28 protein-coding genes and 5 tRNA genes are annotated in these 26,791 nt (G+C 36.4%); 28 read left to right on the top strand and 5 right to left on the bottom strand.

The genetic code is table 11. The features are described 5' to 3' along the window. Positions 1-21: 21 nt before the first annotated feature. Genes CLV32_RS14935 through CLV32_RS14970 form a run of 8 tightly spaced genes read left to right on the top strand, consistent with a single transcriptional unit; the run spans position 22 to position 8,043 of the window. The gene (locus tag CLV32_RS14935; RefSeq protein ID WP_133556906.1) at positions 22-1,353 is read left to right on the top strand and encodes a hypothetical protein; all 1,332 of its coding nucleotides are present in this window, start codon (positions 22-24) and stop codon (positions 1,351-1,353) included. Next, positions 1,325-2,563 (top strand): glycosyltransferase, encoded by a 1,239-nt coding sequence (locus CLV32_RS14940; RefSeq protein WP_133556908.1) that lies wholly within the window; start codon positions 1,325-1,327, stop codon positions 2,561-2,563. The genes CLV32_RS14935 and CLV32_RS14940 overlap by 29 nt, the downstream gene beginning before the upstream one ends. Next, positions 2,538-3,752, top strand: a complete 1,215-nt coding sequence (locus CLV32_RS14945; RefSeq protein ID WP_133556910.1) for a glycosyltransferase — start codon at positions 2,538-2,540, stop codon at positions 3,750-3,752. Before CLV32_RS14940 ends, CLV32_RS14945 begins: the two co-directional genes overlap by 26 nt. Continuing rightward, positions 3,749-4,756, top strand: a complete 1,008-nt coding sequence (locus CLV32_RS14950; protein WP_133556912.1) for a glycosyltransferase family 4 protein — start codon at positions 3,749-3,751, stop codon at positions 4,754-4,756. The genes CLV32_RS14945 and CLV32_RS14950 overlap by 4 nt, the downstream gene beginning before the upstream one ends. Next, positions 4,753-5,277 carry an acyltransferase gene (locus CLV32_RS23365; protein WP_133556914.1) on the top strand — a complete coding sequence of 175 codons (525 nt, stop codon included), beginning with the start codon at positions 4,753-4,755 and terminating at the stop codon, positions 5,275-5,277. Before CLV32_RS14950 ends, CLV32_RS23365 begins: the two co-directional genes overlap by 4 nt. After that, positions 5,277-6,380 (top strand): glycosyltransferase, encoded by a 1,104-nt coding sequence (locus CLV32_RS14960; RefSeq protein WP_133556916.1) that lies wholly within the window; start codon positions 5,277-5,279, stop codon positions 6,378-6,380. The genes CLV32_RS23365 and CLV32_RS14960 overlap by 1 nt, the downstream gene beginning before the upstream one ends. Continuing rightward, the gene (locus tag CLV32_RS14965; protein ID WP_133556918.1) at positions 6,380-7,135 is read left to right on the top strand and encodes a glycosyltransferase family 2 protein; all 756 of its coding nucleotides are present in this window, start codon (positions 6,380-6,382) and stop codon (positions 7,133-7,135) included. Before CLV32_RS14960 ends, CLV32_RS14965 begins: the two co-directional genes overlap by 1 nt. Continuing rightward, positions 7,132-8,043, top strand: coding sequence for an NAD-dependent epimerase/dehydratase family protein (locus tag CLV32_RS14970; protein WP_133556920.1), 912 nt, complete (start codon positions 7,132-7,134; stop codon positions 8,041-8,043). Before CLV32_RS14965 ends, CLV32_RS14970 begins: the two co-directional genes overlap by 4 nt. A 2-nt stretch (positions 8,044-8,045) precedes the next feature. On the opposite strand, the gene CLV32_RS14975 is transcribed toward CLV32_RS14970, so the two are convergent. Continuing rightward, a complete protein-coding gene (locus CLV32_RS14975; protein ID WP_166641950.1) occupies positions 8,046-9,077 on the bottom strand; it encodes an acyltransferase in 1,032 nt (343 codons plus the stop codon). Between the two features lie 164 nt (positions 9,078-9,241). Between CLV32_RS14975 and CLV32_RS14980 the strand changes: the two genes are divergently transcribed. Together CLV32_RS14980 and CLV32_RS14985 are read left to right on the top strand one after the other, a co-directional pair. Then, positions 9,242-10,201, top strand: coding sequence for an MraY family glycosyltransferase (locus tag CLV32_RS14980; RefSeq protein ID WP_243732325.1), 960 nt, complete (start codon positions 9,242-9,244; stop codon positions 10,199-10,201). Between the two features lie 9 nt (positions 10,202-10,210). After that, positions 10,211-11,929 (top strand): capsule assembly Wzi family protein, encoded by a 1,719-nt coding sequence (locus tag CLV32_RS14985; protein WP_133556926.1) that lies wholly within the window; start codon positions 10,211-10,213, stop codon positions 11,927-11,929. On the opposite strand, the gene CLV32_RS14990 is transcribed toward CLV32_RS14985, so the two are convergent. The 4 genes from CLV32_RS14990 to CLV32_RS15005 form a co-directional block, all read right to left on the bottom strand. Further along, positions 11,926-12,489: a helix-turn-helix domain-containing protein gene (locus CLV32_RS14990; protein ID WP_133556928.1), complete on the bottom strand. Its 564-nt coding sequence runs from the start codon at positions 12,487-12,489 to the stop codon at positions 11,926-11,928. The genes CLV32_RS14985 and CLV32_RS14990 overlap by 4 nt on opposite strands. Before the next feature lie 72 nt (positions 12,490-12,561). Next, positions 12,562-12,777: a heavy-metal-associated domain-containing protein gene (locus CLV32_RS14995; protein ID WP_133556930.1), complete on the bottom strand. Its 216-nt coding sequence runs from the start codon at positions 12,775-12,777 to the stop codon at positions 12,562-12,564. Positions 12,778-12,785: 8 nt separating this feature from the next. After that, entirely contained in the window at positions 12,786-15,011 is a 2,226-nt protein-coding gene (locus CLV32_RS15000) for a heavy metal translocating P-type ATPase (protein ID WP_243732326.1), read from the bottom strand. Positions 15,012-15,368: 357 nt separating this feature from the next. Further along, positions 15,369-17,120, bottom strand: coding sequence for a lysophospholipid acyltransferase family protein (locus CLV32_RS15005; RefSeq protein WP_133556932.1), 1,752 nt, complete (start codon positions 17,118-17,120; stop codon positions 15,369-15,371). A gap of 76 nt (positions 17,121-17,196) precedes the next feature. Between CLV32_RS15005 and CLV32_RS15010 the strand changes: the two genes are divergently transcribed. The 18 genes from CLV32_RS15010 to rplL all read left to right on the top strand — a co-directional run bounded on the left by CLV32_RS15010 (position 17,197) and on the right by rplL (position 26,731). After that, positions 17,197-18,084, top strand: a complete 888-nt coding sequence (locus CLV32_RS15010; protein WP_133556934.1) for a ComEA family DNA-binding protein — start codon at positions 17,197-17,199, stop codon at positions 18,082-18,084. After that, complete coding sequence (locus tag CLV32_RS15015; RefSeq protein ID WP_133556935.1) at positions 18,081-18,608, top strand: adenine phosphoribosyltransferase; 528 nt, start codon at positions 18,081-18,083, stop codon at positions 18,606-18,608. Before CLV32_RS15010 ends, CLV32_RS15015 begins: the two co-directional genes overlap by 4 nt. Positions 18,609-18,792: 184 nt before the next feature. Beyond that, positions 18,793-19,965 (top strand): acyl-CoA dehydrogenase family protein, encoded by a 1,173-nt coding sequence (locus tag CLV32_RS15020; protein ID WP_133556937.1) that lies wholly within the window; start codon positions 18,793-18,795, stop codon positions 19,963-19,965. A 195-nt stretch (positions 19,966-20,160) separates the two neighbouring features. Beyond that, positions 20,161-20,355, top strand: a complete 195-nt coding sequence (rpsU, locus tag CLV32_RS15025) for a 30S ribosomal protein S21 (protein WP_012781007.1) — start codon at positions 20,161-20,163, stop codon at positions 20,353-20,355. A gap of 124 nt (positions 20,356-20,479) precedes the next feature. Then, positions 20,480-21,364 (top strand): tyrosine-type recombinase/integrase, encoded by an 885-nt coding sequence (locus CLV32_RS15030; RefSeq protein ID WP_133556939.1) that lies wholly within the window; start codon positions 20,480-20,482, stop codon positions 21,362-21,364. A 13-nt stretch (positions 21,365-21,377) separates the two neighbouring features. Then, complete coding sequence (gene hpf / locus CLV32_RS15035; protein ID WP_133556941.1) at positions 21,378-21,725, top strand: ribosome hibernation-promoting factor, HPF/YfiA family; 348 nt, start codon at positions 21,378-21,380, stop codon at positions 21,723-21,725. A 166-nt stretch (positions 21,726-21,891) separates the two neighbouring features. After that, positions 21,892-21,964: transfer RNA gene (locus tag CLV32_RS15040), tRNA-Thr, on the top strand. 37 nt (positions 21,965-22,001) lie between these two features. Further along, positions 22,002-22,087: transfer RNA gene (locus CLV32_RS15045), tRNA-Tyr, on the top strand. A gap of 8 nt (positions 22,088-22,095) precedes the next feature. After that, a tRNA-Gly gene (locus CLV32_RS15050) sits at positions 22,096-22,168 on the top strand. A 56-nt stretch (positions 22,169-22,224) separates the two neighbouring features. Further along, positions 22,225-22,296, top strand: a tRNA-Thr gene (locus CLV32_RS15055). Between the two features lie 127 nt (positions 22,297-22,423). Beyond that, positions 22,424-23,611 (top strand): elongation factor Tu, encoded by a 1,188-nt coding sequence (gene tuf, locus CLV32_RS15060; protein ID WP_133556943.1) that lies wholly within the window; start codon positions 22,424-22,426, stop codon positions 23,609-23,611. A 74-nt stretch (positions 23,612-23,685) separates the two neighbouring features. Then, positions 23,686-23,756, top strand: a tRNA-Trp gene (locus CLV32_RS15065). Positions 23,757-23,769: 13 nt separating this feature from the next. Continuing rightward, on the top strand, positions 23,770-23,967 hold the full coding sequence (gene secE / locus CLV32_RS15070) for a preprotein translocase subunit SecE (RefSeq protein ID WP_133556945.1): 198 nt from the start codon (positions 23,770-23,772) through the stop codon (positions 23,965-23,967). A 9-nt stretch (positions 23,968-23,976) separates the two neighbouring features. Next, a complete protein-coding gene (gene nusG / locus CLV32_RS15075; protein ID WP_133556947.1) occupies positions 23,977-24,519 on the top strand; it encodes a transcription termination/antitermination protein NusG in 543 nt (180 codons plus the stop codon). An 84-nt stretch (positions 24,520-24,603) separates the two neighbouring features. Then, on the top strand, positions 24,604-25,047 hold the full coding sequence (gene rplK / locus CLV32_RS15080; protein WP_037443979.1) for a 50S ribosomal protein L11: 444 nt from the start codon (positions 24,604-24,606) through the stop codon (positions 25,045-25,047). Positions 25,048-25,070: 23 nt separating this feature from the next. Next, a complete protein-coding gene (gene rplA, locus CLV32_RS15085; RefSeq protein ID WP_133556949.1) occupies positions 25,071-25,769 on the top strand; it encodes a 50S ribosomal protein L1 in 699 nt (232 codons plus the stop codon). Positions 25,770-25,771: 2 nt separating this feature from the next. Continuing rightward, positions 25,772-26,293 carry a 50S ribosomal protein L10 gene (gene rplJ, locus CLV32_RS15090; RefSeq protein ID WP_133556951.1) on the top strand — a complete coding sequence of 174 codons (522 nt, stop codon included), beginning with the start codon at positions 25,772-25,774 and terminating at the stop codon, positions 26,291-26,293. Positions 26,294-26,356: 63 nt separating this feature from the next. Next, on the top strand, positions 26,357-26,731 hold the full coding sequence (rplL, locus tag CLV32_RS15095; RefSeq protein WP_133556953.1) for a 50S ribosomal protein L7/L12: 375 nt from the start codon (positions 26,357-26,359) through the stop codon (positions 26,729-26,731). Positions 26,732-26,791: the final 60 nt, after the last annotated feature.

Consider the following 26,791-nt stretch of genomic DNA (forward strand, 5'->3'; position numbering starts at 1 on the left):
GCAAGTACTTAAATTATTATAGTGAAAGATATACAAACCGACATAAGGAAGTATGGTGTTCTTTATTTTTTGATAATGTTACATCTGTTTGGGGGTGGGATAGCTAATGCGGCTATCGTTGTAAGTTCGGTTTACGCGTTCATATATTTTGTTTTCAAGAGAGAAGTAGACCTTTATGTTGTTTTTCTTCTCCTTTTCACCAATATATGTATGGGACAAAATTCTGATGCGGAAAACGTGAGTAATATCAATGTTGGTATATATAATAATTTTAAAAATGTTTTGATCTTGGGACCGCTTGCATTGTCAACGAAATTCACTTTTGTACTTGCAATCCCTTTTCGGGCGTTAATTAATATCACGAAATCCAAAAATTACTTTTTACTTGCTGGTTGGTATTTACTGATCCTTTTGTCACTGATAGGTCTTTTAATGTCTTTTACCTCCGGAATAGAAAATAAGTCAGGGTTGACGGTTGGATTCAGAATTGCATTGACGATGGGCGTCATTCTTCTTCCTCAAATGGTTTCACATAAAGACGATTTTTTGCGGCAGTTTGATAAGATAATGTATTTGTCGCTCGTCACACTTGCTTTAGGTCTTATGAATGCACATTGGCTTTTCATCGTTTTTGGCTTTTTGCCGTTTATGTGGTTTAGATTTAAGTCATTATTCGCGAAAGTATTCATTATTATTTGTTTGGGAAGAGTTTTAATAGGTGTCGATACTACAATAACTATTGTAGGGACAATTCTGGTTAGTCTCGGATTTGCCGGATTAGTGCAAATGAAAATGTTTAATACGAAGTCATTAAGTCATGTAGGCTTTTTCCTTATAGTAATTCCAATCATCCTTACTATTATAATATTAATAATTCCTAATGATAAGATAGGCTATGATTTTCAAAGTGTGACTGGCTATATTAAGTTTAAGCTAATCGGCGATAGGAAGCCGATTTGGGATGCATCCTATCTGCAGATCATTACTCAAAATTTTTTTATAGCACCGGCAGGAAGCTCTCTTGAAGTCTATTTTGACTATATCCAACAGTGGCGCGACTGGCCGGAAGGGTCACACAATATCTTTTTAGAGACTGGACGTCAAATTAGTTATTTTGGAATGCTTTTTTTAGGATTGTTAATAGTGAAAGCACTTACTTGGTCACTTCGAAATGTATTAGATTTATTAGATTGTAGAATTGTCCTATGTTTTGTAGCCGTATACATGGTTTTTGGACTTTCGGGCCAACACATTGTGTACGATGGAGTAGGGTTCATGTTTTGGTTACTTCTTGGTCAGTTAACAAGCATTAATAAAAGTGAAAATGAAAATATTGCATATATCGGCGGCTAATTCAGCCGCAGGTGCAGGAATAGCATGTGTTCGATTACACAAAAGTCTGTTGCAAAGAGGACTTAATTCTAGAATTTTATTTCTTACAGCTGATGGAGCGCATATCCAAAAGTCAGATTTCTACTCAGATAGTTATCTGAGGAAGGCTAAAAGGTTATTTCTAAGCTTTGCCGATCGAAGCTTATTATTTATATATCCAAATAAAACGAATGAGTTGTTTTCGCCTGGTTTATTTGGCGTGGATATAGAATCACATCCTCTTGTAAAACAGGCTGATATTATTCATTTACATTGGGTAAATCATGCATTTGTCGATATATCACGATTAAAAGGTCTGAACAAACCGATAATTTGGACAATGCATGATTGTTGGCCATTTACCGGCGGTTGTCATTATTTTTTTGACTGCGATGGCTTTGAACGTTCTTGCGGGAATTGTCCGGTACTAAACAGTGGTCAATCCAAGGATTTATCATCCTTTATGTTTAGGCGTAAGAAATCTGTCTACAAAAGCTTAAATATTAAATTTATAGCAATTAGTTCATGGATGAAGAATAATGCGGGTAAAGGTCTGTTAGCTGGAAAGGATATTGAAGTTATACCCAGTGGAATAGATTGCTCTATTTTTAAGTGGAAAGATGGCGCATCGGCCCGGCCAGAATTTGGTATTAGGAACGATGAAAAGGTAATCTTACTGGGAGCACAACATTTGCAGTCGAGATCAAAAGGGATGAGTTTAAGTATTGAAGCGCTTAATGCTTATGAAGAGGGAGCACTGACAGTGGTGACTTTTGGCGGAGGGAAGCTCGAATTGCAAAATCAAATGCACAGGATCTTGAATTTAGGTTACATTTCAGATAAAAAAATAATGGCTGATATTTACAAGATGTCTGACGTTTTCATCTGCACTTCAATTGCAGAGGGGTTTGGAATGACAGTTGCGGAAGCTCAATGCTCAGGTACCCCTGCAATAGCTTTTCGTAACACCGGTCCGTCTGACATAGTTGTCCATCATAATACAGGTTATCTGGCCGAATTTATGAATGTTGATGATGTTTTAGAAGGGCTAAGATTTTGCTTAACCGCTAGTTTTGATCGGATCCGGATTTCACGCAACTCAATTTCTAAATTTTCTATCGATGTGTGTGCAGTTCAGTATGAAGAAATATTTAATCAGACTTTAAATGATGAAACATCAAATTCGATTTAGAAACAACTCAGTCTTTGTCGGTAATTTTTTGGATGATAATATTATCAAGGAAAGACGATTGCCCTCCCCTAATCCTGCTGCGACAAATAGAATTTTCCGATTACAGCAGTCCTTAATATCACAAGGTTCTCGTGCATATATCGTTTCTCCTGCCAGTAGCGCGAGAATAGGGTATTACCCTAGATTAATATATCCCGTCGAAATAATCAGAAAAAAGGACATTGTGGTTATTTATGCTTCTGCTCTTGGCGTACCTTATTTAAGCGTAATTTATGAACTTTTCTCAATGTTATATCTATATATCAGACTAACATTCTTACGACCACATACTTTCATTCTTTTATATTGCTATTATCCTTCTGCAGTAATCATTGGAATCGCTGCTAAGATAAGAGGTATTAAGGTCATAGAAGATTTGGAAGATATCGTTAATCCTAAGTGGACTGATTGGTGGAAAAATTCTTTTTTATTTTCCATTCAGCAATCGGTAGGAATGATATTGATGCGATTTACAATATGGATTTCGGACGTCGTCATTGTGCCCACTAATAAATTTATGGTCAATTTCAAGAAGACTGATAAATTTTTGGTAATAGATGGATGCATCGATGTTAAAAATCAATTAACCAGAGATAAAAATGAAAAGATTGAAGTTTTACTAGCTGGTTTGCTAACCGAAGAGCAAGGGATTGAGTTATTTTTAAATACTCTGAACCTCTTTCAGAATAATAAGAACACCTCGTTTCTGTTTAGGTTTAAAATTTGCGGAGTTTCTGATAACAGTGAGTATTTAGTGGAAAAAATAAAAAATTTTCCTGCTCTTGACATCCAATACTATGGATATACCAGTACTGAAGAATTTGATGAAATATTAAATCAATCCGACGTCTGCCTTGTGTTACAAAATCCCCATGGACGAAATTCGCTGCAAAAGACACCATCTAAAGGATACGAGTACATGGCGGCAGGGAAAGCTATTATAGTTACACCTGTTGGGAACTACATTAGCCTTCCAGAAAATTGTTGTGTTGTACTTAAAGAATATACACCTGCAGAATTATATTCAAAGCTTGTAAATTTGGATAAAGAACAAATTCATGATATTGGAACTGCAGCATATCTTTACGCTAAAGCTAATTGGTCGTATAAACAGGTTGGTGAAAGAATTTTAGAACGAATATTATTATGAAACAGTTGATTCTTACTTGTTTACCAAGTTTTTATAAGAATTTAGCGTTTAAGGAATTGTCTGAACTATCGGAAATATCAATTTTTTATACGAACAGTTCGCCAATAAAACGCGAAAGTGATTTTTTTAAACATGGTTTAGATGACCAAAAAGTAATACCCCACAAGAGAATTCATGAAAACTTATTGTCCTTGCTTCGGGCTGGAAGAAAAGCTGATTTTGTTATTCTTGGTGGGTGGGATGATCCTTATTTCTGGTTTATGCGGATGATTATGCCAAAAAGAAAACTTAAGGTAATTGTAGAATCAAGTATTTATGAGTTAGGTTCTTCTAGTATTTTCAATTATATGAAGCGTTTTTTTTTAAAAGGAATTGCCGAATGCATAGTTAGCGGAGATCCTCACGTGAGATTAGTTGAGGAGCTTAAATTTAGAGGCGCTATCCGAAAGTCGTTGGGCGTTGGTGTACTTGATTTTGATTACGATTCGATATCGAAAATAGGGACAGGTACTGTTTTGAACTTTCTTTATATAGGCAGAATTTCACGAGATAAGGGGATTGACTTTATTAGTTCTTTTTTTAAATCAAGGCCGGATTTACGATTGAATTTGGTTGGAAACTTCGAGAACGATGATTACATAAATGAAGTTTTAGTATCAGATAACATAATTCATTTAGGGTACAAATCTAGGGATGAACTGCGTGCTGTTTTTGCGGAGAATGACGTATTCATTTTACCTTCTAGACGAGAGCCATGGGGGCTTGTAATAGAGGAAGCTTTGTATCATGGGCTACCAGTAATTGTATCCAATATGGTAGGGGCAAATGAAAATTTTGTAAGACAATTAGGCACAGGAGTTGTATTTGAAATGGATGATAGCAAAGATTTTACTTCAAAAATTGATTTTATGTTAGAATTGAAAAATTACAACAGTTTCATTGAGAAAATTAAAGTTATTGATTTTAACCAAAAAAAGAACCAATATATCCGTAGTTTTATATGATAAAGAGGCTTAAGATGTTTGTTGGCAGAATTGTTATGAAAATGATTCCTTTGCAAGCATTTCCAAAAATGAATTCCAGCATACTTAGATTAATGGGAAATAAGATAGCTAATGGCGTCGTATTTTACAGTTCATCGGAAGTTGTTGGATTGGTACAAATCGAAATTGGAGAAAACAGTTTCGTCGGTCACAAGACGTTGTTTATGGGGGGGGTCTCTTTTATAAAAGTTGGGAAAAATTGCGATATTTCTTCGAATGTAAGTATCATTACAGGATCACACGAAATTGGTTCTATTAATCGGAGGGCCGGTTTAGGTTTAAGTACAGATATCGTTATCGGAGATGGCGTTTGGATAGGATATGGTGTAACAGTTCTTGGTGGAGTCAAAATCGGCCGTGGTTCTATTATTGCCGCGGGCAGTCTTGTTAATAAAGACGTTCCTGAAAATGTAATTTTTGGAGGCGTTCCAGCGAAACTCATTAGAACAATAGGTGATGACTCAGTAGCATACGATATTTGATGAAGAAGAAAATAGTAGTTATCAGTGGCGCAAATTTATTTGGTGGCGGCACACTTTCAATTTTGAAAGATTGTTTACACTATGCGAATGAAAATTTGTGTAATGAGTATGAAGTTTACGCGCTCATCCACAATGCCAAAGACTTTGTTGGATACGCTAATATTAAATTTTTGGAATTCAGAGAAGTAAGAAAAAGTTATTTTAATAGATTGTATTATGAATACTGGTATTATAAAAGGCTTTCAACTGAATTGCAGCCTTATTTATGGCTGTCAATGAACGACATGTCTTCCAACGTTTATGCCGAGCGGCGGGCAGTTTATTGTCACAATCCGACTCCATTTAAGAAGCTTGTATTAAGTGATATCTGGAATCAGACTCAGGTGTTTTTCTTTACTTTATTCTATAAATTTCTTTACCGAATAAATATAAGAAAGAATAACTATGTTATTGTCCAACAGAACTGGCTTCGCATCGCTTTCTCAAAAATGTTCAAACTCGATCTTCAAAAGATTATCGTATCTCCTCCAAAAGTTATTTCAAAAATTGAATTGTCTGAAGCCAATAAGGTAGGCCGTATTACGAAAACATTTTTTTTTCCGACCTATCCTAGGCCTTTTAAAAATATTGCAGTTATTGGAGAAGCAGTAAAAATATTAAACGCCGAAGGTTTTAATGATTTTTCAGTTCTTATTACTGTTGACGGATCTGAAAATCAATACGCTGCAACAATTGTTAAAAATTACGATCATTTAGCGCAGATGAAATTCTTGGGTTTAATATCCAGAGAGGAAGTCTTTAATTTATATCAAGACGTAGATTACTTAATATTTCCTTCAACCCTGGAGACTTGGGGATTACCGATAACCGAATTTAAGTTATTTAATAAACCCATTTTGTTATCCGATTTAGAATATGCACATGAAACACTTGGCGACTACCATGCCGCTGCATTTTTCGATCCAGAAAATCCTAAATCTCTGGTATATTTGATGTCCGAAATTCTTAAGGGTAAATACGAATTTGAAAGTCATAAGTCGATTCCAATAAAAGGCCCCTTGGCTAATAATTGGAAAGAACTTTTTACTATTTTGCTTGAATAATGAAAATATCGATAATTACCGCAACATATAATTCTGAGGAGTTTTTAGCAGGGTGTATAAGTTCTGTCAAAGACCAAAATTTCAAAAATGTTGAGCATATAATAATAGATGGAGGATCGTCAGATAGAACCATTGACATTGTGCAATCCTATTCGCATATTACCACAGTGATCAGCGAGCCCGATTGCGGCATTTATGACGCTATAAATAAAGGAATTAGAATGGCAACAGGCGATGTAATTGGGATTTTAAATTCAGACGATTTTTTTGCTGATAATAGTGTTTTAGGAGATGTCTGTAGTAAGTTTGATGACAATCCGATTATCGACGGTATATATGGTAATGTTGTATTTGTTGCAAAAGATAACTCCAGCAAAATTGTGAGGTTTTATTCTTCTAAAATGTTTAAATCATGGATGTTAAGGTTTGGGTTCCAGCCTGCGCATCCTAGTTTTTATGTCAGAAAAGAAGTTTTTGATAAAGTTGGTGTTTACAATACTAAATTAAAAATATCGGGCGACTTTGACTTATTTTTGAGATGCTTTTTAAAACACAATATTAATTTAAAATATATTAATAGGGTATTTGTAAAAATGCGGGTAGGGGGAGTGAGTTCTTCAGGTCTAAAAAGCGTCTTAAAATTGAACGGGGAAATACTTAGATCACTTAAAGAAAATGGAGTTAGATCAAATATCGCATTTGTATATTCAAAGTACCTAATCAAGTGGTTCGGATTTATAAATAAAATAAAATGAAAGTAGGAATCACTGGTTCGTCTGGTTTTGTCGGGTTAAATATCGAATCTTACCTAAGGAAATTTGACTTTGATATATCGAGGCTAAATAGGGAAGCGTTAGGAAGTCCAAAGATTGATTTGCGACATCTTGATATCATAATACATTTAGCTGGAAAGGCTCATGATTTAAGTAAAAGTCCGGATCCGACAGAGTACTATACAGTCAATTACGAATTGACTAAACGTCTATATGATTCTTTTTTAATGTCCAAAGCTACAGTATTCATATTTATGAGTTCTGTTAAAGCGGTAGCAGATACAGTTACTGATATTTTAACTGAAGATGCAATTCCCATTCCGTCAACAGATTACGGAAAGTCAAAGTTAATGGCAGAACGGTATATTGAAAAACAAAAGCTTCCGGAAGGCAAACATTATTATATTTTGAGACCTTGTATGATTCATGGACCGGGCAATAAAGGTAATCTGAATTTATTGTATAAATTTGTAGGGAGAAAAGTCCCGTATCCACTAGCAAAATTCAAAAATCTACGTTCCTACGTAACTGTTGAAAATTTGTGTTTTATTGTTTTGCACCTTATAATGAAAAACAACGTAGCATCAGGCATCTACAACATTGCGGATGATCGTCCATTATCGACTAATGAAATAGTATCTATTTTAGGGAAATCGATGAGTATTGAACCTAAATTTTTGCACGTTCCCGTATATCTAATTGATCTTGTAGCTAAGTTGGGAGATTTTTTTAATTTATCTATAAATTCGGAAAAATTAAAAAAACTTACAGAAAATTATTTAGTAGATAACAGTAAGATAAAAAATGCTATAGAATTAAACTTGCCTATTAGCTCGTACGATGGTTTGTTGAAAAGCGCGGCCTCCTTTGCTGACGATAAGGCCGGTTGAGACTAACCTGCTATATATTTTCCAAATGGTATCTTGCGCACTAAAAAAATGATACCTCCAGAAATTGATAAGCACAATATTGTTGTTAAAGGTATACCAATTATCGGGGTAATAAATTGGCATGTAATACCTATTTTGAATAACATTATAAGCACCAATACATGTACCAGATAAATTCCATAACTATGTTGATTTATAAAGTCACGAACTTTGATAAGTTTTGCATTGCTTATATCTTTATCTTTAAAGAATAGAAATGCACCTATTGAACTAAGCATAACATTTATAGTAAGATAATTACAAAACAGTTCATCCAAACTACCCTTTAATCGGAAAAGTTCATATGTTCCGAGGAATGAAACCACCCAGCCGATAATGAAGAGTAAAATAGCAATTATGTCTTTTTGGGCTTTGTTTTTAAAAGAAATTATTGATAAATAATAACCTAATACCATATAGCCAATAAAACCTCCGAAATATCCTGTCTCAATATTAATTTTAAGCCAGGAGAGAAACGGATAGGTGAAAATTAAGGTATAAATCCAAATTATCAAAAAATATACAAGCTCCATTTTTGTACTTTTTCTAACCCATTTTCCTAAGATGGGAATAAAGAGATATAACCCAATAAGCATGTATACGAACCAAAGATGATAGTATGTTCCCATTCTATACTGGTTGAAAATGAATTTTATGGTGCTACCTATTGTTAAATGTTCCCCGTGCTTTATTTTAAGTACAAAATCAAAACTAACATATGCAATGCTCCAAAATAAAAAGGGCAATACAATCCTGTAAAATCGTTTACTTAAAAAATCCTTTAACAACGACTCTTTCGGTAACAGCAATGTTCCTGTTAACATTACGAAAACTGGTACACAAAACCGGACTGAGCTGTTTGAGAAATTGGCAATCCACCAACTGCTTGTAAATCCTGATATTGGCATCAACGGTGCAGAGACGTGTAATACGATCACTGACATAGTTGCCACTACCCGCAAATTATCTGCCCACTTCAATTTGGTATCTCGCATCAACATTAAATTAACGGACGAATATAGCAAGGTTATTTAATAATACGTTCCTAGAATTAGAAATCGAATTTTTATTAGCGTATTTCTGATGGGCTAATAAAAAGATTGAAGAAATTCTTTACGATTTTCGTGCAATAAGGGAAATAACTTACATCTTTGCGATAATGATTTATTTTCTGATATTTTGTATCCTTTTAATAGGCGAACTTACTTATTTTAAAGTTGCATTACAATTTAAAATTTCTGATACGCCTAACAATCGGAGTTCTCATCAGATAGCTACTATTCGTGGTGGAGGAATAGTTTTTGTATTTGCGGTAATTTTATTTGCAATTTTCTCTAAGTTGGTTTATCCATACTTTGTTGCCGGGCTTCTCATGATCGGACTAATTAGTTTCATGGATGACGTGTTTAATTTAGGTAGCAGGATTCGATTATTTTTTCAGTTTTTGGCAATATTATTACTCCTTTTTCAATGGGGTCCACAGCCATTTGAAGCAATATGGTATTTGGCTATATTGATTATAATTGTTGGAGTTGTTAATGCGTATAATTTTATGGATGGTATTAATGGCTTAACAGGATTATATAGTTCTTTATTGATATGCACGTTATATTATATAAATGAAAACATAGTGCATTTTATCTCACAACAATTATTGGTTATTGTATTCCTATCTTTAGTTGTTTTTAATATTTTTAACGTTCGTAAGTTTGCAAGATGTTTTGCTGGTGATGTTGGAAGTATATCGTTTGCATTAATTGCTGTATTCTGTATTGGGAGTTTGATTTTGAAGACAGGAAATATCAATTATATTTTATTTTTATTGATATACGGATTAGACTCATTGACTACTATCCTGTTCAGATTGCTCAGGGGTGAGAATATAATGGAGGCACATCGATCACACTTCTATCAGTTCTTAGCAAATGAGAAGGGTATTCCGCATGTTGTTGTATCTCTAATTTATGTTTTTTCGCAGTTGGCGATCAATGTTGTTGTCTTATTGTACGTTCAAAATTCAAATTTAAGTGGGTTTAGTTTGACTATAGTCAGTTTATTTATCTTTTTGTGTTTTCGAATAACTTTAGAAAAAGAGAGATTATTAAGAAATAAAATTTAGTGGTTATTTATGATGAGATTTCTGTGTTCAAATGTATTTGAACGTGTTAAAATAGTATTTACTGGAGTAATTTTCTTATTTACCTGTTATAATGCTAAAGCGCAGACGCTTCCTACAACTGAGCGAGTCTTAAAAGATTATTATAGAAGGAGTCAGCTTCTGGGAAGTCAGGATTCTTCTATTTCATTTGGTGTGCAACCATTATTTGGAGAAGCACTGGGAGTGAGTAATATTTTTTTTCCGGTCAATAGCGAAGAATTTAAACCATCTGAATCCTTCCGTTTTTCAAAAGGAAAAGGCCTATTCATGTTGCTACCATTGGAGTGGCAGCAACAATTTAATTCACACCATCCTTATGGATGGAATGACGGAGCCTTTATACCGTCGAAAGGTTATCAAACTGTTGTGGGTGCTGGTTTTTTTGCCAAATACGGTCCATTAACCATACAAGTTAGACCAGAATATGTCTATGCTTCAAATTCGCAATTCGAAAGTTATGGGGAAGATCGCAGCGATTATGAATTATCTAATTATTATATTGGTAACTATAATTATATCGATGCCCCTGAAAGGTTCGGCGAAACAAAATACAAGAAATTGTTATGGGGTCAAAGTAGTATTAGATTAACTCAAGGGCCTTTATCTCTTGGACTTTCGAATGAAAACCTCTGGTGGGGACCTGGTAGGAAGAATTCAATTTTAATGACTGATAATGCCCCTGGATTTAAACATTTGACACTTAATTCTGTTCGTCCACTCAAAACACCAATTGGTTCATTCGAAGGCCAACTAATAGCTGGCCGTTTAGAAGAATCGGGTTATGCACCGATAGAAAGGCAGACTACGTCTACTGGACAATTTGTGCGGACTATACCGAGGCATGATTGGCGATATTTGTCAGGTTTGAATATAACCTATCAGCCAAAATGGATACCAGGGCTTTTTCTTGGATATAATAGAGATTTTATGTCTTATGGTCCTGATTTGAAGTCTTTTAACGATTATTTCCCCTATTTTACCCCTTTTCAAAAAGCAAAATTTAACGATGGTCAAGGAGATGACTTAAGCCCTCGAGATCAAAGAACATCTTTTAATGCTAGATGGGTTTTCCCTAAAGCGAAGGCTGAAGTATACTTTGAGTACGGTTTAAATGATAATTCTTTTAATTTTAGAGATTTCATAGGATCGCCTCAGCACTCTAGAGCATATCTTTTCGGGATGAGCAAATTAGTACCCCTACCAAGTTCTGGTGAATTTTTGGAAATCAGTGCAGAAGTGACACAGTTATCGCAACCGTTGGATGGAAGATTAATACGTGATGCTAATGGCTTTTATTACCATGCAACAGTAACTCAGGGTTACACAAATTTAGGCCAGGTGCTTGGCGCGGGAATAGGGAGCGGAGGCAACCTACAGACATTGTCAGTCTCCTGGGTGCGTAATTTGAAACAAATCGGTCTGACAGTGGATCGCTATGAACACAATTTGGAATTGTACACTTCAGCAATAAGAGGTTTAAATGGTTTTAGCAGAAGTTGGGTAGATATAGCATTTGCTGTTTTTGGAACTTGGGAATATAAAAATCTACTGTTAAATACGAAAATGCAAGGTATAAGATCATTAAATTACCAGTGGAGGATGAAGGACTATATCCCAGATCAGTACTACATACCCAATAACGATATATTTAATTTTCATGGAGAATTGGGCGTTGCATACAGGTTTTAAATACGATCTAGTGACTTCCGGTCTGTATGTGATTTTCTTTTAAATTTAATTGGTGATAACCCAGTTATCTTTTTAAATTGTGCTGACAAATGAGCACTACTGCTATATCCCATTTTCCACGAAATCTCATTTAAATTAAGCTCTTCATATTCGAGAAGTTCTTTAACTTTTTCTATTTTTTGTTGTATAATGTATTGTTCAATGGTATTATGCTCTGTTTCAGAAAATATCCTACTTAAATATGCATATTCCTTTTGTATGTGACCTGAGAGCAATTCGGAATAATTAATTTTTAATTTTGACAGGTCTGAATGATGAATCTGAGTTATGATAACATTCTTAATTTGTTCAATCAATCGTTCTCTTTGATTGCTTATAACTTCAAAGCCTAAAATGCTCAAAGACAAGCTTAGGGTTGCTAATTCTGATTCCTTTAGATCCTCAACGATGTCGACTTTTCCAAGATTTATCTGGTTGACTGTATAATCAAGATCTTCTAGGTGCCGTTTAACAGCAAAAATACATCTGTCGCACACCATGTTTTTAATGGATAGAATCATATTTTAAAACGCTAATCGCCTGGACTTTGTAAATGTAAAGAAATAATTATTTAAATATACATGGTTGTTAATTTACCCAATAGGGTCGGCAGCGTAACCAACACTTTTTAATGCTGTGATTAAATCATCAGAATAAATTGAATCATATGCTTTGACGATTAATGTTTTAGAAGGTGAAAGCGTGTCTACTGTCCAACTTTCAATAACATCCATTTGATTCAGAATAGGGGTCACGTTGGCTACGCAACTGCCGCACATGATATTAGTTTTAAATTTCAGTATTTTCATTTTGTGTTTTAATTTAATTTTGATGCTTTTAGGTGTAAACTATTTAGTACTACAGATACAGAACTTAATGCCATTGCAGCTCCGGCAATCATTGGATTTAGTAAAAAACCATTTACTGGATACAATATACCTGCAGCTAAAGGAATTCCGATCACATTATAGATGAATGCCCAAAATAGATTTTGTCTAATTGTTCTGACTGTGTTCTTTGAGAGCTGAATCGCTTTCGCAATTTGTGAAAGATCAGATGATATTAGCGTGATGCCAGCTACATCGATCGCAATAGCAGATCCTTGCCCCATCGCTATTGATAGGTCTGCTTGTGCTAAAGCCTGACCATCATTAATACCATCGCCTACCATTGCAACAGTCTGCCCTTTCAATTGTAATTCTTTAATGAAATCAGCTTTTTGGTGGGGGAGTAGGCCAGCATGGTAATTTTCTATGTTGAGTTTAGCTGCAACGGACCTCACCGTATTTTCATGGTCTCCACTGAGCATATAAATAGCGATCGACATTTTTTTTAACTCAGCTATTGTTGCTAATGCATTGATCTTTAGTTGATCTTCAATAGCAATCAGCGCAATGACCTCATTGTTTAATGAAAAATACACTACGGTTTTTGCATCATCTTGCATTTTTTTAGCAAGTAACGCAATATCTGAATGCACGTTTATGCTATATTCATCTAAGAAAAGCACATTTCCTACCCTATATTTTTGGTCATTGAATTCTGCAGAAACGCCTTTGCCGGTGATGCTCTCAAAATAAGTTAAGCGTAATTCCTGAACGGGATCTTTTTGAAGATGAGTTACAATTGCTGAAGCCAAGGGATGCTCTGAGGATTGTTCGATGGTAAACAATACCGACTGAGCTTCACTGTGATTGTAGGAGGAAAACCCGGACCATATCATATCTGTCACTATAGGTTTTCCAGAGGTAAGCGTTCCTGTTTTATCTAAGATGATCGCATTAATTTTATAACCAAGTTCTAGTGCTGTTGCATCTTTGATCAATATTCCATTGGCCGCGCCTTTACCCATACCTACTACTATAGCTGTAGGTGTGGCAAGTCCCAAGGCACAAGGGCAAGCGATTACCAGGACGGATATTGTAGCCATAAGACCTTCAGAAAAAGCATGCGGCCGGTCGAAAACATACCAGGAGGCAATCGTTAATATCGCGATACTCAGAACAATTGGTACAAAAATGCCAGCAACCTTATCAACCAATTTTTGTATTGGCGCTTTACTTCCCTGGGCTTCCTGCACCATCCTAATGATACCTGATAGGAGTGTTGTTTCGCCCACTTCATGCGCGATCATTTTAAAACTCCCTTTTTGGTTGATTGTACCGGTAAATACTTCATCTGCCGCCTCCTTTAAGATGGGAATTGGCTCACCTGAAAGCATGCTTTCGTCTACAAAGGATTCGCCTTCATAAAGTACGCCATCTACAGGTATTTTTTCTCCTGGCCGCACTAAAATAAGATCATTAATTTGGATAACTTCCAATGGGACTTCCTCAATGTTATTTGATGTAATTCTATTCACATTTTTCGGTTGTAAACCGATTAGGTTTTTAACTGCGGAGGATGTGTTTGATTTAGCTTTTTTTTCCAGCAGTTTGCCAGACATCACGAATACAATAATGACTGCTGATGACTCGAAATAAACGTGCGGATGTAAGCCTTTGTTGTACCAAAATTGAGGGTATGTTGTGTAGAAAAAGCTATAACAAAATGCGACCCCTGTACTTAAAGCGACAAGCGTGTCCATGTTTGCCTGGTGATGTTTTGCCTGTTTGTAGGCGTTAACAAAAAACTTATTTCCAAAAATCAGTAGTATCGGTGCAGTTAATATTAACATGGTATAGTTAGCATATAGCATATCGGAGAAAAACATACCTATTAATACTATCGGTACTGTGAGTAATATTGAGCATAACAAGTTTCTTTTCAGTTTTTGATAATTCTTTAGCTGTGATTGTTCCTGTTGGTCCTTCGCATTTAATTTGTTTACCAATAAATCGTATCCAAAAGATTTAACGGCATTTTGTATTTGTTCGAGTTTAACAATGTCAGATTTATATTCTAATTTAAGTGATTGGGTAGCGTAGTTTACATCTGCCGATAACACACCGTTTTGAGCTCTGGCGATTGACTCGATACTGGCAGCGCAAGCGGCGCAGCTCATTCCCAATATTGGTACAGTTGTTTTTTCTGTCTGTTTCACAGTACAAAGTTAATGTAGCAGGACGCTGTATTTTTACAGTATTTTCGAAATATATTATACATTTTCACCTTAAGAGCTTTTTATTTTAGGGTATTATATTGTAAAACAGCACGGTACATGTATCTTTTTGGATTTGAGATGTTCTATTGTCTCTTTGGCCTGCTATTTGAGGCTACTTCATTAGTCTCATATTTGGCTAATTAAACTCTCTAAATAATACATATGAAAAACTTTACTCAGAATGTAACAGTTGTTTTAGGTTTCTTTCCCTACCTGATCAAGAAAATCTATTTCAAGAACTAATAAAAAGGTCCGTATCATATGATAATACGGACCTTTTTATTTTAATTATATAGCTTAAAAGTTTTTGCCGATCTTTTCCAGCATTTCAGCTGGAATATTTCTCATATCTACGACTAAAAATCCGTCAAGGCAATCTGAAAATTTGGGGTCAATATTGAAGCAAATGATCTTTGCATTCAGATTCATATATTGCCTTAACAATACTGGTATTTTTATGTGTGAATTTTCGATGTCAGATATAAGGCTATCAAGATCTTTTAATGACTCGCTACTTTCAATAAGCAGGTCGGTATCTATAGGACTCAAATCAGCTTTGAACTTGTTTTTTGGTTTTACATACGCTGCAAGTTCGTAATCAAAATGATTTTTTGTAATGTAGTCCACTATAAGTGATTTAGAAAACTTGGAAAAGTTGTTGCTAATACTAACTGGCCCAAACATGTATCGATACTGCGGATTATCCAAGAGGTATTTTAGAATTCCCTTCCATAATAAGAATAAGGGCAATGGTTTTTGTTGATATTCTTTTCTAATCCAGGATCTGCCTAACTCTATGCCTTTTCTTAAAACGGGATAGAAAGGCTCCTTAATTTTAAATAGTTCCGACAGATAAAAGCCTCTGCGCCCCATTGTGTTTAAGATTTCGTCACCTTTACCTATCCGATATGCTCCTACAATATTTTGAAGTTCTTTGTCCCATATAAATAGGTGGTGATAATATATATCATAATTATCAAGGTCAATTTTTTTATTCGTTCCTTCGCCTACTTCTCTAAAAGTAATTTCTCTTAAGCGCCCTATTTCGCGAAGTACATTTGGTATGTTGGCTGTAGGGGTAATATAGACTTCGTAGTTTTTTTCTGCCCAAACCCGGAAACTTTCCAATTGATCTATTTCAGCGACGATTTCCAATCTCGAAGTTTCTTCGATAATTTCTTCAGGTTTTTTTTTGATTTTGAACAGATTGATCGGATTGAATAATTTTCGTTCCTGATCTAAACCAGTTCCTAGGGCGTAAGTACGCGCACGCAGGAAATCAAGTAGCTTATTGGTATTGTTTCGATAGGATATATCTTGTATATCAATAGGTCTGCCAATTCTAACTTTTATTTTTAAACCTTGTTTGTTTAAAAATTCTGAGGGAAGCTTGGCTGTCCTTAAAGTTGGGTGTATAAAACTGAGGATGTTAAATAATACACCGTTATTGCCATGAAAATATATAGGAACCACCGGTAGTTTTGCGCGCGCGATTAACTTGCCAACAACAGGGTGCCAAAGGCGGTCGGTGATCTCCTGTTTATCTAGACTAAAAGTCGAGACTTCGCCTGCCGGAAAAATTCCAATCGGTGTGCCGCTTTGTAAAAGATCAAATGTCGCTTTTAAACCACTTATACTGGAAGAGTGCTGAACATTTTCGAAAGGGTTAACAGCTACAAAGAATTCACTTAGATTAGGGATTTTTTTGAGAATGAAGTTAACCATGACTTTAGCTTCAGGTCGAACCATGCAAAGTAACTTAACCAGTGCTAATCCTTCCACGCCTCCATAAGGATGATTTGCTATCGCAATAAATCCCCCAGTTTTTGGAATGCTCTTCAAATCATCTTCATCAAAATCTATGCTTACACCGATAGTCTCCAAAATTTTATCTACAAACTCAAGACCGTTGAAGTGCTCATTTTGGGAGAATACCTTGTTAATGTCGTTTAGTTTCATTACCTCCATTAGCAGGGCAGCCAACCCTGGTACGCCTAATTTATCGATTTTCGTAGCTTTTGCGAACTCTTTGGTGGTTATGATCTTCATGAATATCAATTTGGATTTAAAGCAATCTCAAAAATAAGATTTATATTTTTAAATATCCGGTTTACATTAGCAGGTTATGAGAAAATGGCTAAATAAATACTTTGTAGTGAGTCGGACAGAATTTAACGGGCTGACTATCTTATGGGTGTTGATCGTGATCGTTACGCTATTGCCCGCTGTGCTTTCCTGGTTGCTGCCAGAGAAAAAAGACAACTATAAAACAGAAAATATCGTTGCAGATTCTGATATCTTATTAAAACGAACGATGATGTGGAAACATAAAAATACTATCAGTCGGATGAAAGATGATGGAGAACTGTTTAAATTTGATCCCAATACGCTAAATGCTGCTGGCTGGGAACGGTTAGGGCTTTCTCCAAAGCAAGCTGCGGCGATTTTAAATTACCGCGCTAAAGGAGGTAAGTTTCGGGTCGCTGAAGATGTGAAAAAAATGTATACCATTAAACCATCTCTATATGCACGCATTTCGCCTTATATTCAAATTGAGACAATAGAACCCGGGATTTCAAAATCTTATAGAAAGCACCATGTTGAAATTCTAAGAGTTATCGAATTAAATAGTGCAGATACTACGGAATTAGTAGAGATTAATGGTGTAGGATCGACTTTTGCAAAGCGAATTTTTAAATACAGAGAGCAGTTGGGTGGTTTTTACACAAAGCAACAATTGAAAGAAGTCTTCGGACTGGACTCGCTGAAATATCAGGAGATCAGTGAACAGGTTAAAGTTGATCCTGCCTATCTCAGGAAAATTATGATCAATACGATTTCACTTGAATTATTAAAAAACCATCCCTACTTAAAGTACAAACAAGCTAATGCAATCATCCAGTATAGAAAACAACACGGAAATTATAGTAATATTGCTGACTTAAATAAAGTGGCCATTTTATCGACGGAAACAATAGATAAAATAGCACCTTACCTTTCGTTTGAGCTATGATAGAATCAAAAATAAAACAGACGGTACGTGATATTGCCGATTTCCCTAAGCCAGGTATAGTATTCAAAGATATCACACCGATATTAAAAGACGGAGTTTTGTGTCGAGAAATTACTGAGGCACTGGCTGCGCAATTACTGGATGTGAAAGTTGATGTGGTTGTTGGTATAGAAAGTAGAGGATTTCTATTTGGAATGTTGTTGGCGCAAACATTGCAGGTACCCTTTGTGCCGATTCGAAAAGCAGGCAAGCTCCCTTTCAAAACTATTAAACAACCATGTAATCTGGAATATGGCAGCGCGGTACTTGAAGTGCATGAAGATGCACTGTTACCTGGGCAAAAGGTATTAATTCATGATGATTTGCTAGCTACTGGCGGTACTGTTGTTGCTGCCGCTAAACTCGTTAAGATGTTAGGAGCTGAGGTGGCTGGATTTTCATTTATCATCGGACTAGATTTTTTAAAAGGTAAGGAACGCCTTGCTGAAGGTAACGCACCTATTTTTACGCTAGCATCTTACTAACCGTTATTATTCGGTAAAAAATTATATTTTTTTTATTGAACTGTATTCACACAATTTTCCCAATGAACAAGAAGCCAATCGTGTTAATGAACTAAATACCATTTCATTCTGTTTTCAGACAAACTTTTGCTTGCAGTTCCTATAGAATTTATTGTTTACTATTGTCGCATTCAAACACGAAAACATGGTTGACACGATAGAAAACACTGTAGGTTATAATTTTTCAGTTTCTGAAAATCAGGAGATGATCAGGGACATGGTCAGGGATTTTGCAGAAAAAAATATCCGAAGACATGTGATGGAATGGGATGAGGCGCAGATTTTTCCTGTAGAAGTATTTAAAAAGCTTGGCGAACTCGGATTAATGGGAGTATTAGTTCCTGAGATTTATGGGGGTGCTGGTTTGGGTTACCAGGAATACGTTGACGTTATTGTTGGTGTAGCTAAAGTGTGCGGTTCCATCGGATTGTCTGTGGCGGCACATAACTCTCTATGCACCGGGCATATTCTGGCTTTTGGTAGTGAAGAGCAAAAGTTAAAATGGCTTCCAAAACTGGCAACAGCGGAATGGATCGGCGCCTGGGGGTTGACTGAAGCGAATACCGGGTCAGACGCATTACGTATGTTAACGACGGCTACCCTTGACGGTGATGAATATGTGATCAACGGTGCCAAAAACTGGATCACTCACGGAAAATCTGGGGATATTGCTGTAGTGATGGTTCGTACAGGTGAGCAGGGCGATTCGAAGGGTATTTCAGCTATTGTTGTGGAGCGAGGTACGCCAGGTTTTACCGCCGGTAAAAAGGAGAATAAACTTGGCATGAGGGCTTCTGAAACAACTGAAATGATTTTTGATAATTGTCGTGTGCCTGCAACTAATTTGTTGGGTAACGTTGGTGATGGTTTTAAGCAGGCTATGAAAGTATTGGATGGAGGAAGGATATCTATTGCCGCGCTGTCTCTGGGTATTGCCCAAGGGGCGTACGAAGCTGCTGTGGCATATGCTAAAGAGCGTCATCAATTCGGACAGCCAATTGCCAATTTTCAAGGTATTAGCTTTAAACTGGCTGATATGGCCACTGAAATCGAAGCTGCAGAGTTATTGATCCGACAGGCCGCAGATATGAAAAACAAAGGTCAGAAAATGACTAAAGAATCTGCAATGGCCAAATACTTTGCCTCCGAAGTTGCCGTACGTTGTGCTACTGAGGCTGTTCAAATATTTGGTGGCTACGGTTATACTAAGGATTTTCCGGTGGAGAAATTCTACAGAGACAGCAAACTGTGTACGATAGGAGAGGGAACCTCGGAGATTCAGAAAATAGTTATTGCAAGAGAAATATTAAATGCATAACTTAAATTAATTATTCTATAGCATATTCTAACCAAATATAATAACGTCCGGCGAGCTCTGTTCTCCGGATTTTTTATGCTTAAATATTTCAAGCTCAATAGTTAATACTGATTTTTTATTTTCTAATTGTTGCAGAGCGATTTTTTTTGTTACCTTTGCAGTCCTAAAAACAACGAGAGGAGGTATTTTAACGTTATGATCATTATTAATATTAAAGACGGCGAATCATTAGATAAGGCGCTGAAACGTTTCAAAAAGAAGTTTGAAAAAACTGGAGTTTTGAGAGAACTACGTAGCCGTCAAGCATACGAGAAAAAATCTGTAGCTCGTCGTACACAAGTTAAACACGCGATTTACAAACAAAATATGCAATTAGAAGGAACTATCTAGTTCTAGAAATTGATACTATAGAAAGCGCCAGTGAATTTCACTGGCGCTTTTTTTTTGCACATTTTTAGCGGAATCTCAGATCATTTTGTATATTGAATTTTAAGAATCATGATCAGTAATACGTATGTCCATAGAGCCGTTTTTAACATATATTGAACATGAGAAAAGGTACTCGCCGAACACGTTGTCGGCATACCGCTCCGATCTCCTCCAGTTTCAGGATTTTATCGTACTCGAATTTGAGCTTGGACTACTTGAAGTGAAATATATCCATGTCAGGAATTACATGGTAAGACTAGTTGAAAATAATGTCGGCGCAAATTCTATTGGTCGCAAAATATCGACGCTTAAAAGTTTTTACAAATATCTGGTAAAGCAAAAAATCATAATCGGTAATCCGATGAGTCAGGTAAAGGCGCCCAAGTCAACAAAAAAACTTCCGATTTTTGTTGAGGAAAAACAAATGGATAATCTTTTAGATTCTACTGAAATTTTTAATGGTAGTTTTCCTTCGGTGCGAGATAAGCTTATATTGGAAACCTTTTTTGGAACAGGCATAAGACTTGCGGAGTTGATCAGTTTGCGAGATAGCGATCTGAATTTTTACGATGACTCTGTTCGTGTGCTTGGAAAGGGGAATAAAGAAAGAGTCATTCCAATGACCAAACAGCTTGTGGATCAACTAAAAAGCTACTTGGCGCTGAAATCAGTGCAGAATTTTAATAACAAAAGCGAGTTCTTATTCGTTACTGATAAAGGTATAGCGGTTCACCGAAAGTTCATATACGATATGGTACGGAAATACCTGGGATTTGTAACTACTCAGGAAAAAAAGAGTCCGCACGTTTTACGGCACTCTTACGCTACTAGCTTGTTAAATCGAGGTGCAGACCTCAATGCGATAAAAGAGTTACTAGGACATGCTAGTTTAGCTGCTACGCAGGTTTATACGCACAATTCTATTGAAAGACTAAAAACAATTTATAAACAGGCCCATCCAAAGGCGTAAAAAAGGAGGAAAAATGAAAATTACAGTTCAATCGATCCATTTCACTGCAGACCAGAAATTATTGGATTTTATACAGAAGAAAGTAGATAAGTTAGATCAGTTCCATGACCAGATCATTAGTGGTGAAGTTTATTTAAAACTGGAAAATGTAGAGGATGAAGCTAACAAGATCAGTGAGATCAAATTGATGGTTCCCGGCGGAATTTTATTTGCAAAGGAACAATGTAAATCTTTCGAAGAGGCTACAGATTTATCGATAGAGTCGTTAAAAAAGCAGATTACAAAACATAAAGAAAAAAATCGCGCAAAAATTATTGAGCAAAAGACAATTTTAGATGCAGATGAAGTCACTGATTATTAGGCATCTATTTTCGATATTTTTTCAGAAAGGATTGGCGGAGTAGATTCCGCCAATTTTTTTTTGAAAAAAGTTTTGCATACATCCTAAATTCTTGTAGATTTGCATTCCATTTCGGAGAGGGCGTTACCTTAAAAGAAATGGGGTGTTCTGTGAAAGTATGATAATAGCCTCCTTAGCTCAGCTGGTAGAGCAACTGACTTGTAATCAGTAGGTCATTGGTTCGATCCCGATAGGAGGCTCTTTTAATTGAGCGTGCAAATGCTATGATTGAAAGATGGGGGGATACCAGAGTGGCCAAATGGGACAGACTGTAACTCTGTTGTCGCAAGACTTCGAAGGTTCGAATCCTTCTCCCCCCACCATTATAAAAGCGGAAGTAGCTCAGTTGGTAGAGCGATAGCCTTCCAAGCTATAGGTCGCGAGTTCGAACCTCGTCTTCCGCTCTATAACAATAAAGATTGGGCTTCGGCACGGAAAGCAGAAGGGTGGGAGATTAAAAGCCGAAGTAGCTCAGCGGTAGAGCACTTCCTTGGTAAGGAAGAGGTCGTGGGTTCAAGTCCCATCTTTGGCTCAGAAAAATAAAAAAAGAGACTTTGTTAAATCTGTTAATTGAGACAGAATGGACAAGGTTTTCTGTATTGAGATTGTATCAAAACAATAAATAAATAAAAAGTTAACCTACTAATAAGTATAAAAACATGGCAAAAGAAAAGTTTGACCGCAGCAAGCCGCACTTAAACATCGGCACTATCGGTCACGTTGACCACGGTAAAACAACCTTAACAGCAGCTATCACTAAAGTGTTATCTGATGCTGGTTTATCTGAGGCGCGTTCATTTGATTCTATTGACTCAGCTCCTGAGGAAAAAGAAAGAGGTATCACTATTAACACAGCACACGTTGAGTATTCAACTGCTAACCGTCACTATGCTCACGTTGACTGTCCAGGTCACGCGGATTACGTGAAAAACATGGTTACAGGTGCTGCGCAAATGGATGGAGCTATCATCGTTGTAGCGGCTACAGATGGTCCAATGCCACAAACTCGTGAGCACATTCTATTGGCTCGTCAGGTAGGTGTACCTTCATTGGTAGTATTCATGAACAAAGTGGATATGGTTGACGATCCTGAATTACTAGAATTAGTAGAGATGGAAGTACGTGAATTATTGTCATTCTATGACTTCCCCGGTGATGACATTCCTGTTATTCAAGGTTCTGCTTTGGGTGGTTTGAATGGTGATGCTAAATGGGTTGGTAAAATCATGGAATTGATGGATGCTGTTGATAGCTATATTCCAATCCCTCCACGTTTGACTGAGCTTCCATTCTTGATGCCTGTTGAAGATGTATTCTCGATCACTGGTCGTGGTACTGTTGCAACTGGTCGTATTGAGCGTGGTGTAATCAACTCTGGTGATCCAGTTGAGATCTTGGGTATGGGTGCTGAAAATCTTAAATCTACTGTAACAGGTGTTGAGATGTTCCGTAAGATCCTTGATTATGGTGAAGCAGGTGATAACGTAGGTTTGTTGTTACGTGGTATTGAGAAAACTGATATCCGTCGTGGTATGGTTATTTGCAAACCAGGATCTGTAACTCCTCACACTGATTTCAAAGCTGAGATCTATGTATTATCAAAAGCAGAAGGTGGACGTCACACTCCATTCTTTAACAAATACCGTCCACAATTCTATTTCCGTACCACAGACGTAACAGGTGAAATCACCCTTGCTGAAGGAACTGAAATGGTTATGCCAGGTGATAACGTTACAATCAATGTAAAATTGATCAATGCAATCGCAATGGAAAAAGGTCTTCGTTTTGCTATCCGTGAAGGTGGTAGAACTGTAGGAGCTGGTCAGGTAACTGAAATTGTAAAATAATTAAACCCATTGGGAGTTAATTAAATAATAAACAAAAGTACTTAGGCGTTAATGCCTGAGTACTTTGTTCTAATACGGGAATAGTTCAACGGTAGAATAGAGGTCTCCAAAACCTTTGATCAGGGTTCGAATCCTTGTTCCCGTGCAAAAAGATAATTATGGCTAAAGTAGTTCAATTTATTAAAGAATCGTATGAGGAGATGACTCAGAAGGTTACCTGGCCAACATGGGGAGAATTGCAAAATTCTTCAGTTCTGGTTCTGGTAGCTTCATTAATCATTGCAGTAGTTATTTTTGCGATGGATAAGGGTTCTACATTCGCTCTTGATACTTTCTATAAATCACTTTCAAATTAAAATAGCTAAATGGACGATCAGTTAAAATGGTATGTAGTTAGGGCTGTTAGTGGTAAAGAGAAAAAGGTAAAACAGTATATTGATTCTGAAATCAGCCGTTTAGGTTTTTCTCATTTGGTTCCTCAAGTGTTGATCCCAATGGAGAAATATTACCAAATGAAAGAAGGAAAAAAGATTGCAAAAGAGCGCAATTTTTATCCTGGTTATGTTTTGATTGAAGCTACATTAGACGGAGAATTAGAGCACATTATTAAGAACGTTAATAGTGTGATTGGCTTTTTAGGAGATAAGGGTGGAAATCCGGTTCCGATGCGCCAAGCAGAAGTTAACCGGATCCTGGGTAAAGTTGATGAGATGAGTCAGCAGAGTGAGATGATGAATGTCGCTTTCTATGTTGGTGAAAACATTAAAGTTATGGATGGTCCGTTCAACGGATTTACAGGGGTGATCGAAGAGGTTAACGAAGAAAAGAAAAAGTTAAAAGTTATGGTTAAGATCTTTGGTCGTAAGACACCTCTAGAGCTTAATTATATGCAGGTAGAGAAAGAGTAATCTTAGATCTACTAAATAAAAATCTTAATTGTTACATGCTTCCAACATAATAACATTGAGTATTACAAATTAACAAAACAGAAAATGGCAAAAGAAGTCAGTGCGCTTGTTAAATTACAAATCAAAGGTGGAGCCGCAAATCCATCACCACCAGTAGGACCTGCTTTGGGTGCTAAAGGGGTGAACATTATGGAATTTTGCAAGCAATTTAACGCTCGTACCCAAGATAAGCCCGGTAAAGTATTACCAGTTGTAATTACTGTTTATGCTGACAAGTCTTTCGAATTTATCATCAAAACTCCTCCGGTAGCTATCCAGTTAAAAGATGCTACTAAATTAGCGAGTGGTTCTGCTGAGCCCAACCGTAAGAAAGTTGGTTCGGTGACTTGGGATCAGGTTAAGTCAATTGCTGAAGATAAGATGACTGATTTAAATGCATTCACTATCGAGTCGGCAATGAGTATGGTTGCCGGTACAGCACGCAGTATGGGAATTACCGTTAGCGGTGATGCACCCTGGACAAATTAATTAACAAAAAACAGTTTACAACAGTGGCTAAATTAACAAAAAATCAAAAAAAGGCACATGCTAAACTAGAATCTGGTAAAACGTATTCTTTACAGGATGCGGCTGCTTTGGTAAAAGAAATCACTACAACTAAATTTGATGCTTCGGTAGATATCGATATCGCTTTAGGTGTAGATCCACGTAAAGCCAATCAAATGGTACGTGGGATTGCTACATTACCACACGGTACAGGTAAAACTGTACGCGTATTAGTTCTTTGTAATCCTGATAAGGAAGAAGAAGCTAAAGCAGCAGGTGCAGATTTTGTAGGTTTAGACGAATATGTGACCAAGATTGAAGGTGGATGGACAGATGTTGACATTATTATCACTACTCCTGCTTGTATGGCAAAAGTAGGTAAACTGGGCCGCGTTTTAGGTCCACGTAACCTTATGCCAAACCCTAAATCAGGAACTGTAACCAACGAAGTTGGTAAAGCAGTTACTGACGTAAAAGGCGGAAAGATTGATTTTAAAGTTGATAAAACTGGTATCATACATGCTTCAGTAGGAAAAGTATCATTCCCAGCAGAGAAAATATATGAAAACGCTTTAGAAGTTCTACAAGTAATTTCTAAATTGAAACCATCTGCTGCAAAAGGAACTTATTTTAAGAGCATTCATGTTTCTTCAACAATGAGTCCTGGAATTGCAATCGAAACTAAATCAGTAGCGGGGATCTAATTATGAACAGAGAAGAAAAACACGAACTAGTTTCAGCTCTTCAAGAGAAAATGCAGGAGTTTGGCAATTTTTACATTGCTGATACATCTAGCTTATCTGTTGAGAAAGTAAATAATATCCGTCGCAAATGTTTTGAAAGCGGTATCGAAATGCAGGTTGCCAAAAATACTTTGATCAGAAAAGCGATCGAAGGATTGGAAGGTGATGCATCAGAGATCTTTGCAGCCCTAAAAGGACAATCAGCATTATTATTCTCAACAACAGGTAATGCTCCGGCAAAACTGATTAAAGCGTTGAGAAAAGGATCTGATAAGCCGGTACTTAAAGCAGCTTATATCGATTCATCAGTATATGTTGGTGATAACCATTTAGATTCATTAGTAAGCTTGAAATCGAGAGAAGAGCTTATTGGAGATATCGTTGGTCTATTACAGTCGCCAGCTAAGAACGTGATCTCGGCTTTAAAATCGAGCGGTGGCAAAATTGCAGGAATTGTTAAAACTCTTCAAGAAAGAGAAGGTTAAGGAACACCTTATAAGTTCATATTAAATAAATTATTTTACGTAAATTTTTAAAAATCTATAAAAATGGCAGATTTAAAAGCGTTTGCTGAGCAATTGGTAAACTTAACAGTTAAAGAAGTTAACGAATTAGCTCAAATCTTAAAAGACGAGTATGGTATCGAACCAGCTGCAGCTGCAGTTGCTGTTGCAGGTCCTGCTGCTGATGCTGCTCCTGCAGCTGAAGAAAAAACTACTTTTGATGTAATATTGAAAGAAGCTGGTGGTTCTAAATTAGCAGTAGTTAAATTGGTAAAAGACCTGACTGGTTTAGGTTTGAAAGAAGCAAAAGATTTAGTTGATGGTGCACCAAAAGAATTAAAAGCTGGTGTTGCTAAAGACGAAGCTGAAGCTTTGAAAAAACAATTAGAAGAAGCTGGAGCTGTAGTTGAAATTAAGTAATCACTTAATTTAAATACAACTTTAACATTAGACTCCGACTGTATAGTCGGAGTCTATACC

This window comes from Pedobacter duraquae (assembly GCF_004362245.1).
GTDB classification, from domain to species: domain Bacteria; phylum Bacteroidota; class Bacteroidia; order Sphingobacteriales; family Sphingobacteriaceae; genus Pedobacter; species Pedobacter duraquae.

Bases quoted from the DNA above. Each gene is read 5' to 3' on its own strand.
- CLV32_RS14965 (WP_133556918.1), top strand. From the start codon at position 6,380: ATGAAAATATCGATAATTACCGCAACATATAATTCTGAGGAGTTTTTA.
- CLV32_RS15010 (WP_133556934.1), top strand. From the start codon at position 17,197: ATGAGAAAATGGCTAAATAAATACTTTGTAGTGAGTCGGACAGAATTT.
- CLV32_RS14945 (WP_133556910.1), top strand. From the start codon at position 2,538: ATGATGAAACATCAAATTCGATTTAGAAACAACTCAGTCTTTGTCGGT.
- CLV32_RS15015 (WP_133556935.1), top strand. From the start codon at position 18,081: ATGATAGAATCAAAAATAAAACAGACGGTACGTGATATTGCCGATTTC.
- rplK (WP_037443979.1), top strand. From the start codon at position 24,604: ATGGCAAAAGAAGTCAGTGCGCTTGTTAAATTACAAATCAAAGGTGGA.
- CLV32_RS14995 (WP_133556930.1), bottom strand. From the start codon at position 12,777: ATGAAAATACTGAAATTTAAAACTAATATCATGTGCGGCAGTTGCGTA.
- rplJ (WP_133556951.1), top strand. From the start codon at position 25,772: ATGAACAGAGAAGAAAAACACGAACTAGTTTCAGCTCTTCAAGAGAAA.
- tuf (WP_133556943.1), top strand. From the start codon at position 22,424: ATGGCAAAAGAAAAGTTTGACCGCAGCAAGCCGCACTTAAACATCGGC.
- secE (WP_133556945.1), top strand. From the start codon at position 23,770: ATGGCTAAAGTAGTTCAATTTATTAAAGAATCGTATGAGGAGATGACT.
- hpf (WP_133556941.1), top strand. From the start codon at position 21,378: ATGAAAATTACAGTTCAATCGATCCATTTCACTGCAGACCAGAAATTA.
- CLV32_RS23365 (WP_133556914.1), top strand. From the start codon at position 4,753: ATGATAAAGAGGCTTAAGATGTTTGTTGGCAGAATTGTTATGAAAATG.
- CLV32_RS14975 (WP_166641950.1), bottom strand. From the start codon at position 9,077: ATGCGAGATACCAAATTGAAGTGGGCAGATAATTTGCGGGTAGTGGCA.
- CLV32_RS15005 (WP_133556932.1), bottom strand. From the start codon at position 17,120: ATGAAGATCATAACCACCAAAGAGTTCGCAAAAGCTACGAAAATCGAT.
- rplL (WP_133556953.1), top strand. From the start codon at position 26,357: ATGGCAGATTTAAAAGCGTTTGCTGAGCAATTGGTAAACTTAACAGTT.
- CLV32_RS14990 (WP_133556928.1), bottom strand. From the start codon at position 12,489: ATGATTCTATCCATTAAAAACATGGTGTGCGACAGATGTATTTTTGCT.
- CLV32_RS14960 (WP_133556916.1), top strand. From the start codon at position 5,277: ATGAAGAAGAAAATAGTAGTTATCAGTGGCGCAAATTTATTTGGTGGC.
- CLV32_RS15030 (WP_133556939.1), top strand. From the start codon at position 20,480: ATGTCCATAGAGCCGTTTTTAACATATATTGAACATGAGAAAAGGTAC.
- rpsU (WP_012781007.1), top strand. From the start codon at position 20,161: ATGATCATTATTAATATTAAAGACGGCGAATCATTAGATAAGGCGCTG.
- CLV32_RS14940 (WP_133556908.1), top strand. From the start codon at position 1,325: ATGAAAATATTGCATATATCGGCGGCTAATTCAGCCGCAGGTGCAGGA.
- CLV32_RS14970 (WP_133556920.1), top strand. From the start codon at position 7,132: ATGAAAGTAGGAATCACTGGTTCGTCTGGTTTTGTCGGGTTAAATATC.
- CLV32_RS15020 (WP_133556937.1), top strand. From the start codon at position 18,793: ATGGTTGACACGATAGAAAACACTGTAGGTTATAATTTTTCAGTTTCT.
- CLV32_RS14950 (WP_133556912.1), top strand. From the start codon at position 3,749: ATGAAACAGTTGATTCTTACTTGTTTACCAAGTTTTTATAAGAATTTA.
- CLV32_RS14985 (WP_133556926.1), top strand. From the start codon at position 10,211: ATGATGAGATTTCTGTGTTCAAATGTATTTGAACGTGTTAAAATAGTA.
- CLV32_RS14980 (WP_243732325.1), top strand. From the start codon at position 9,242: ATGATTTATTTTCTGATATTTTGTATCCTTTTAATAGGCGAACTTACT.
- nusG (WP_133556947.1), top strand. From the start codon at position 23,977: ATGGACGATCAGTTAAAATGGTATGTAGTTAGGGCTGTTAGTGGTAAA.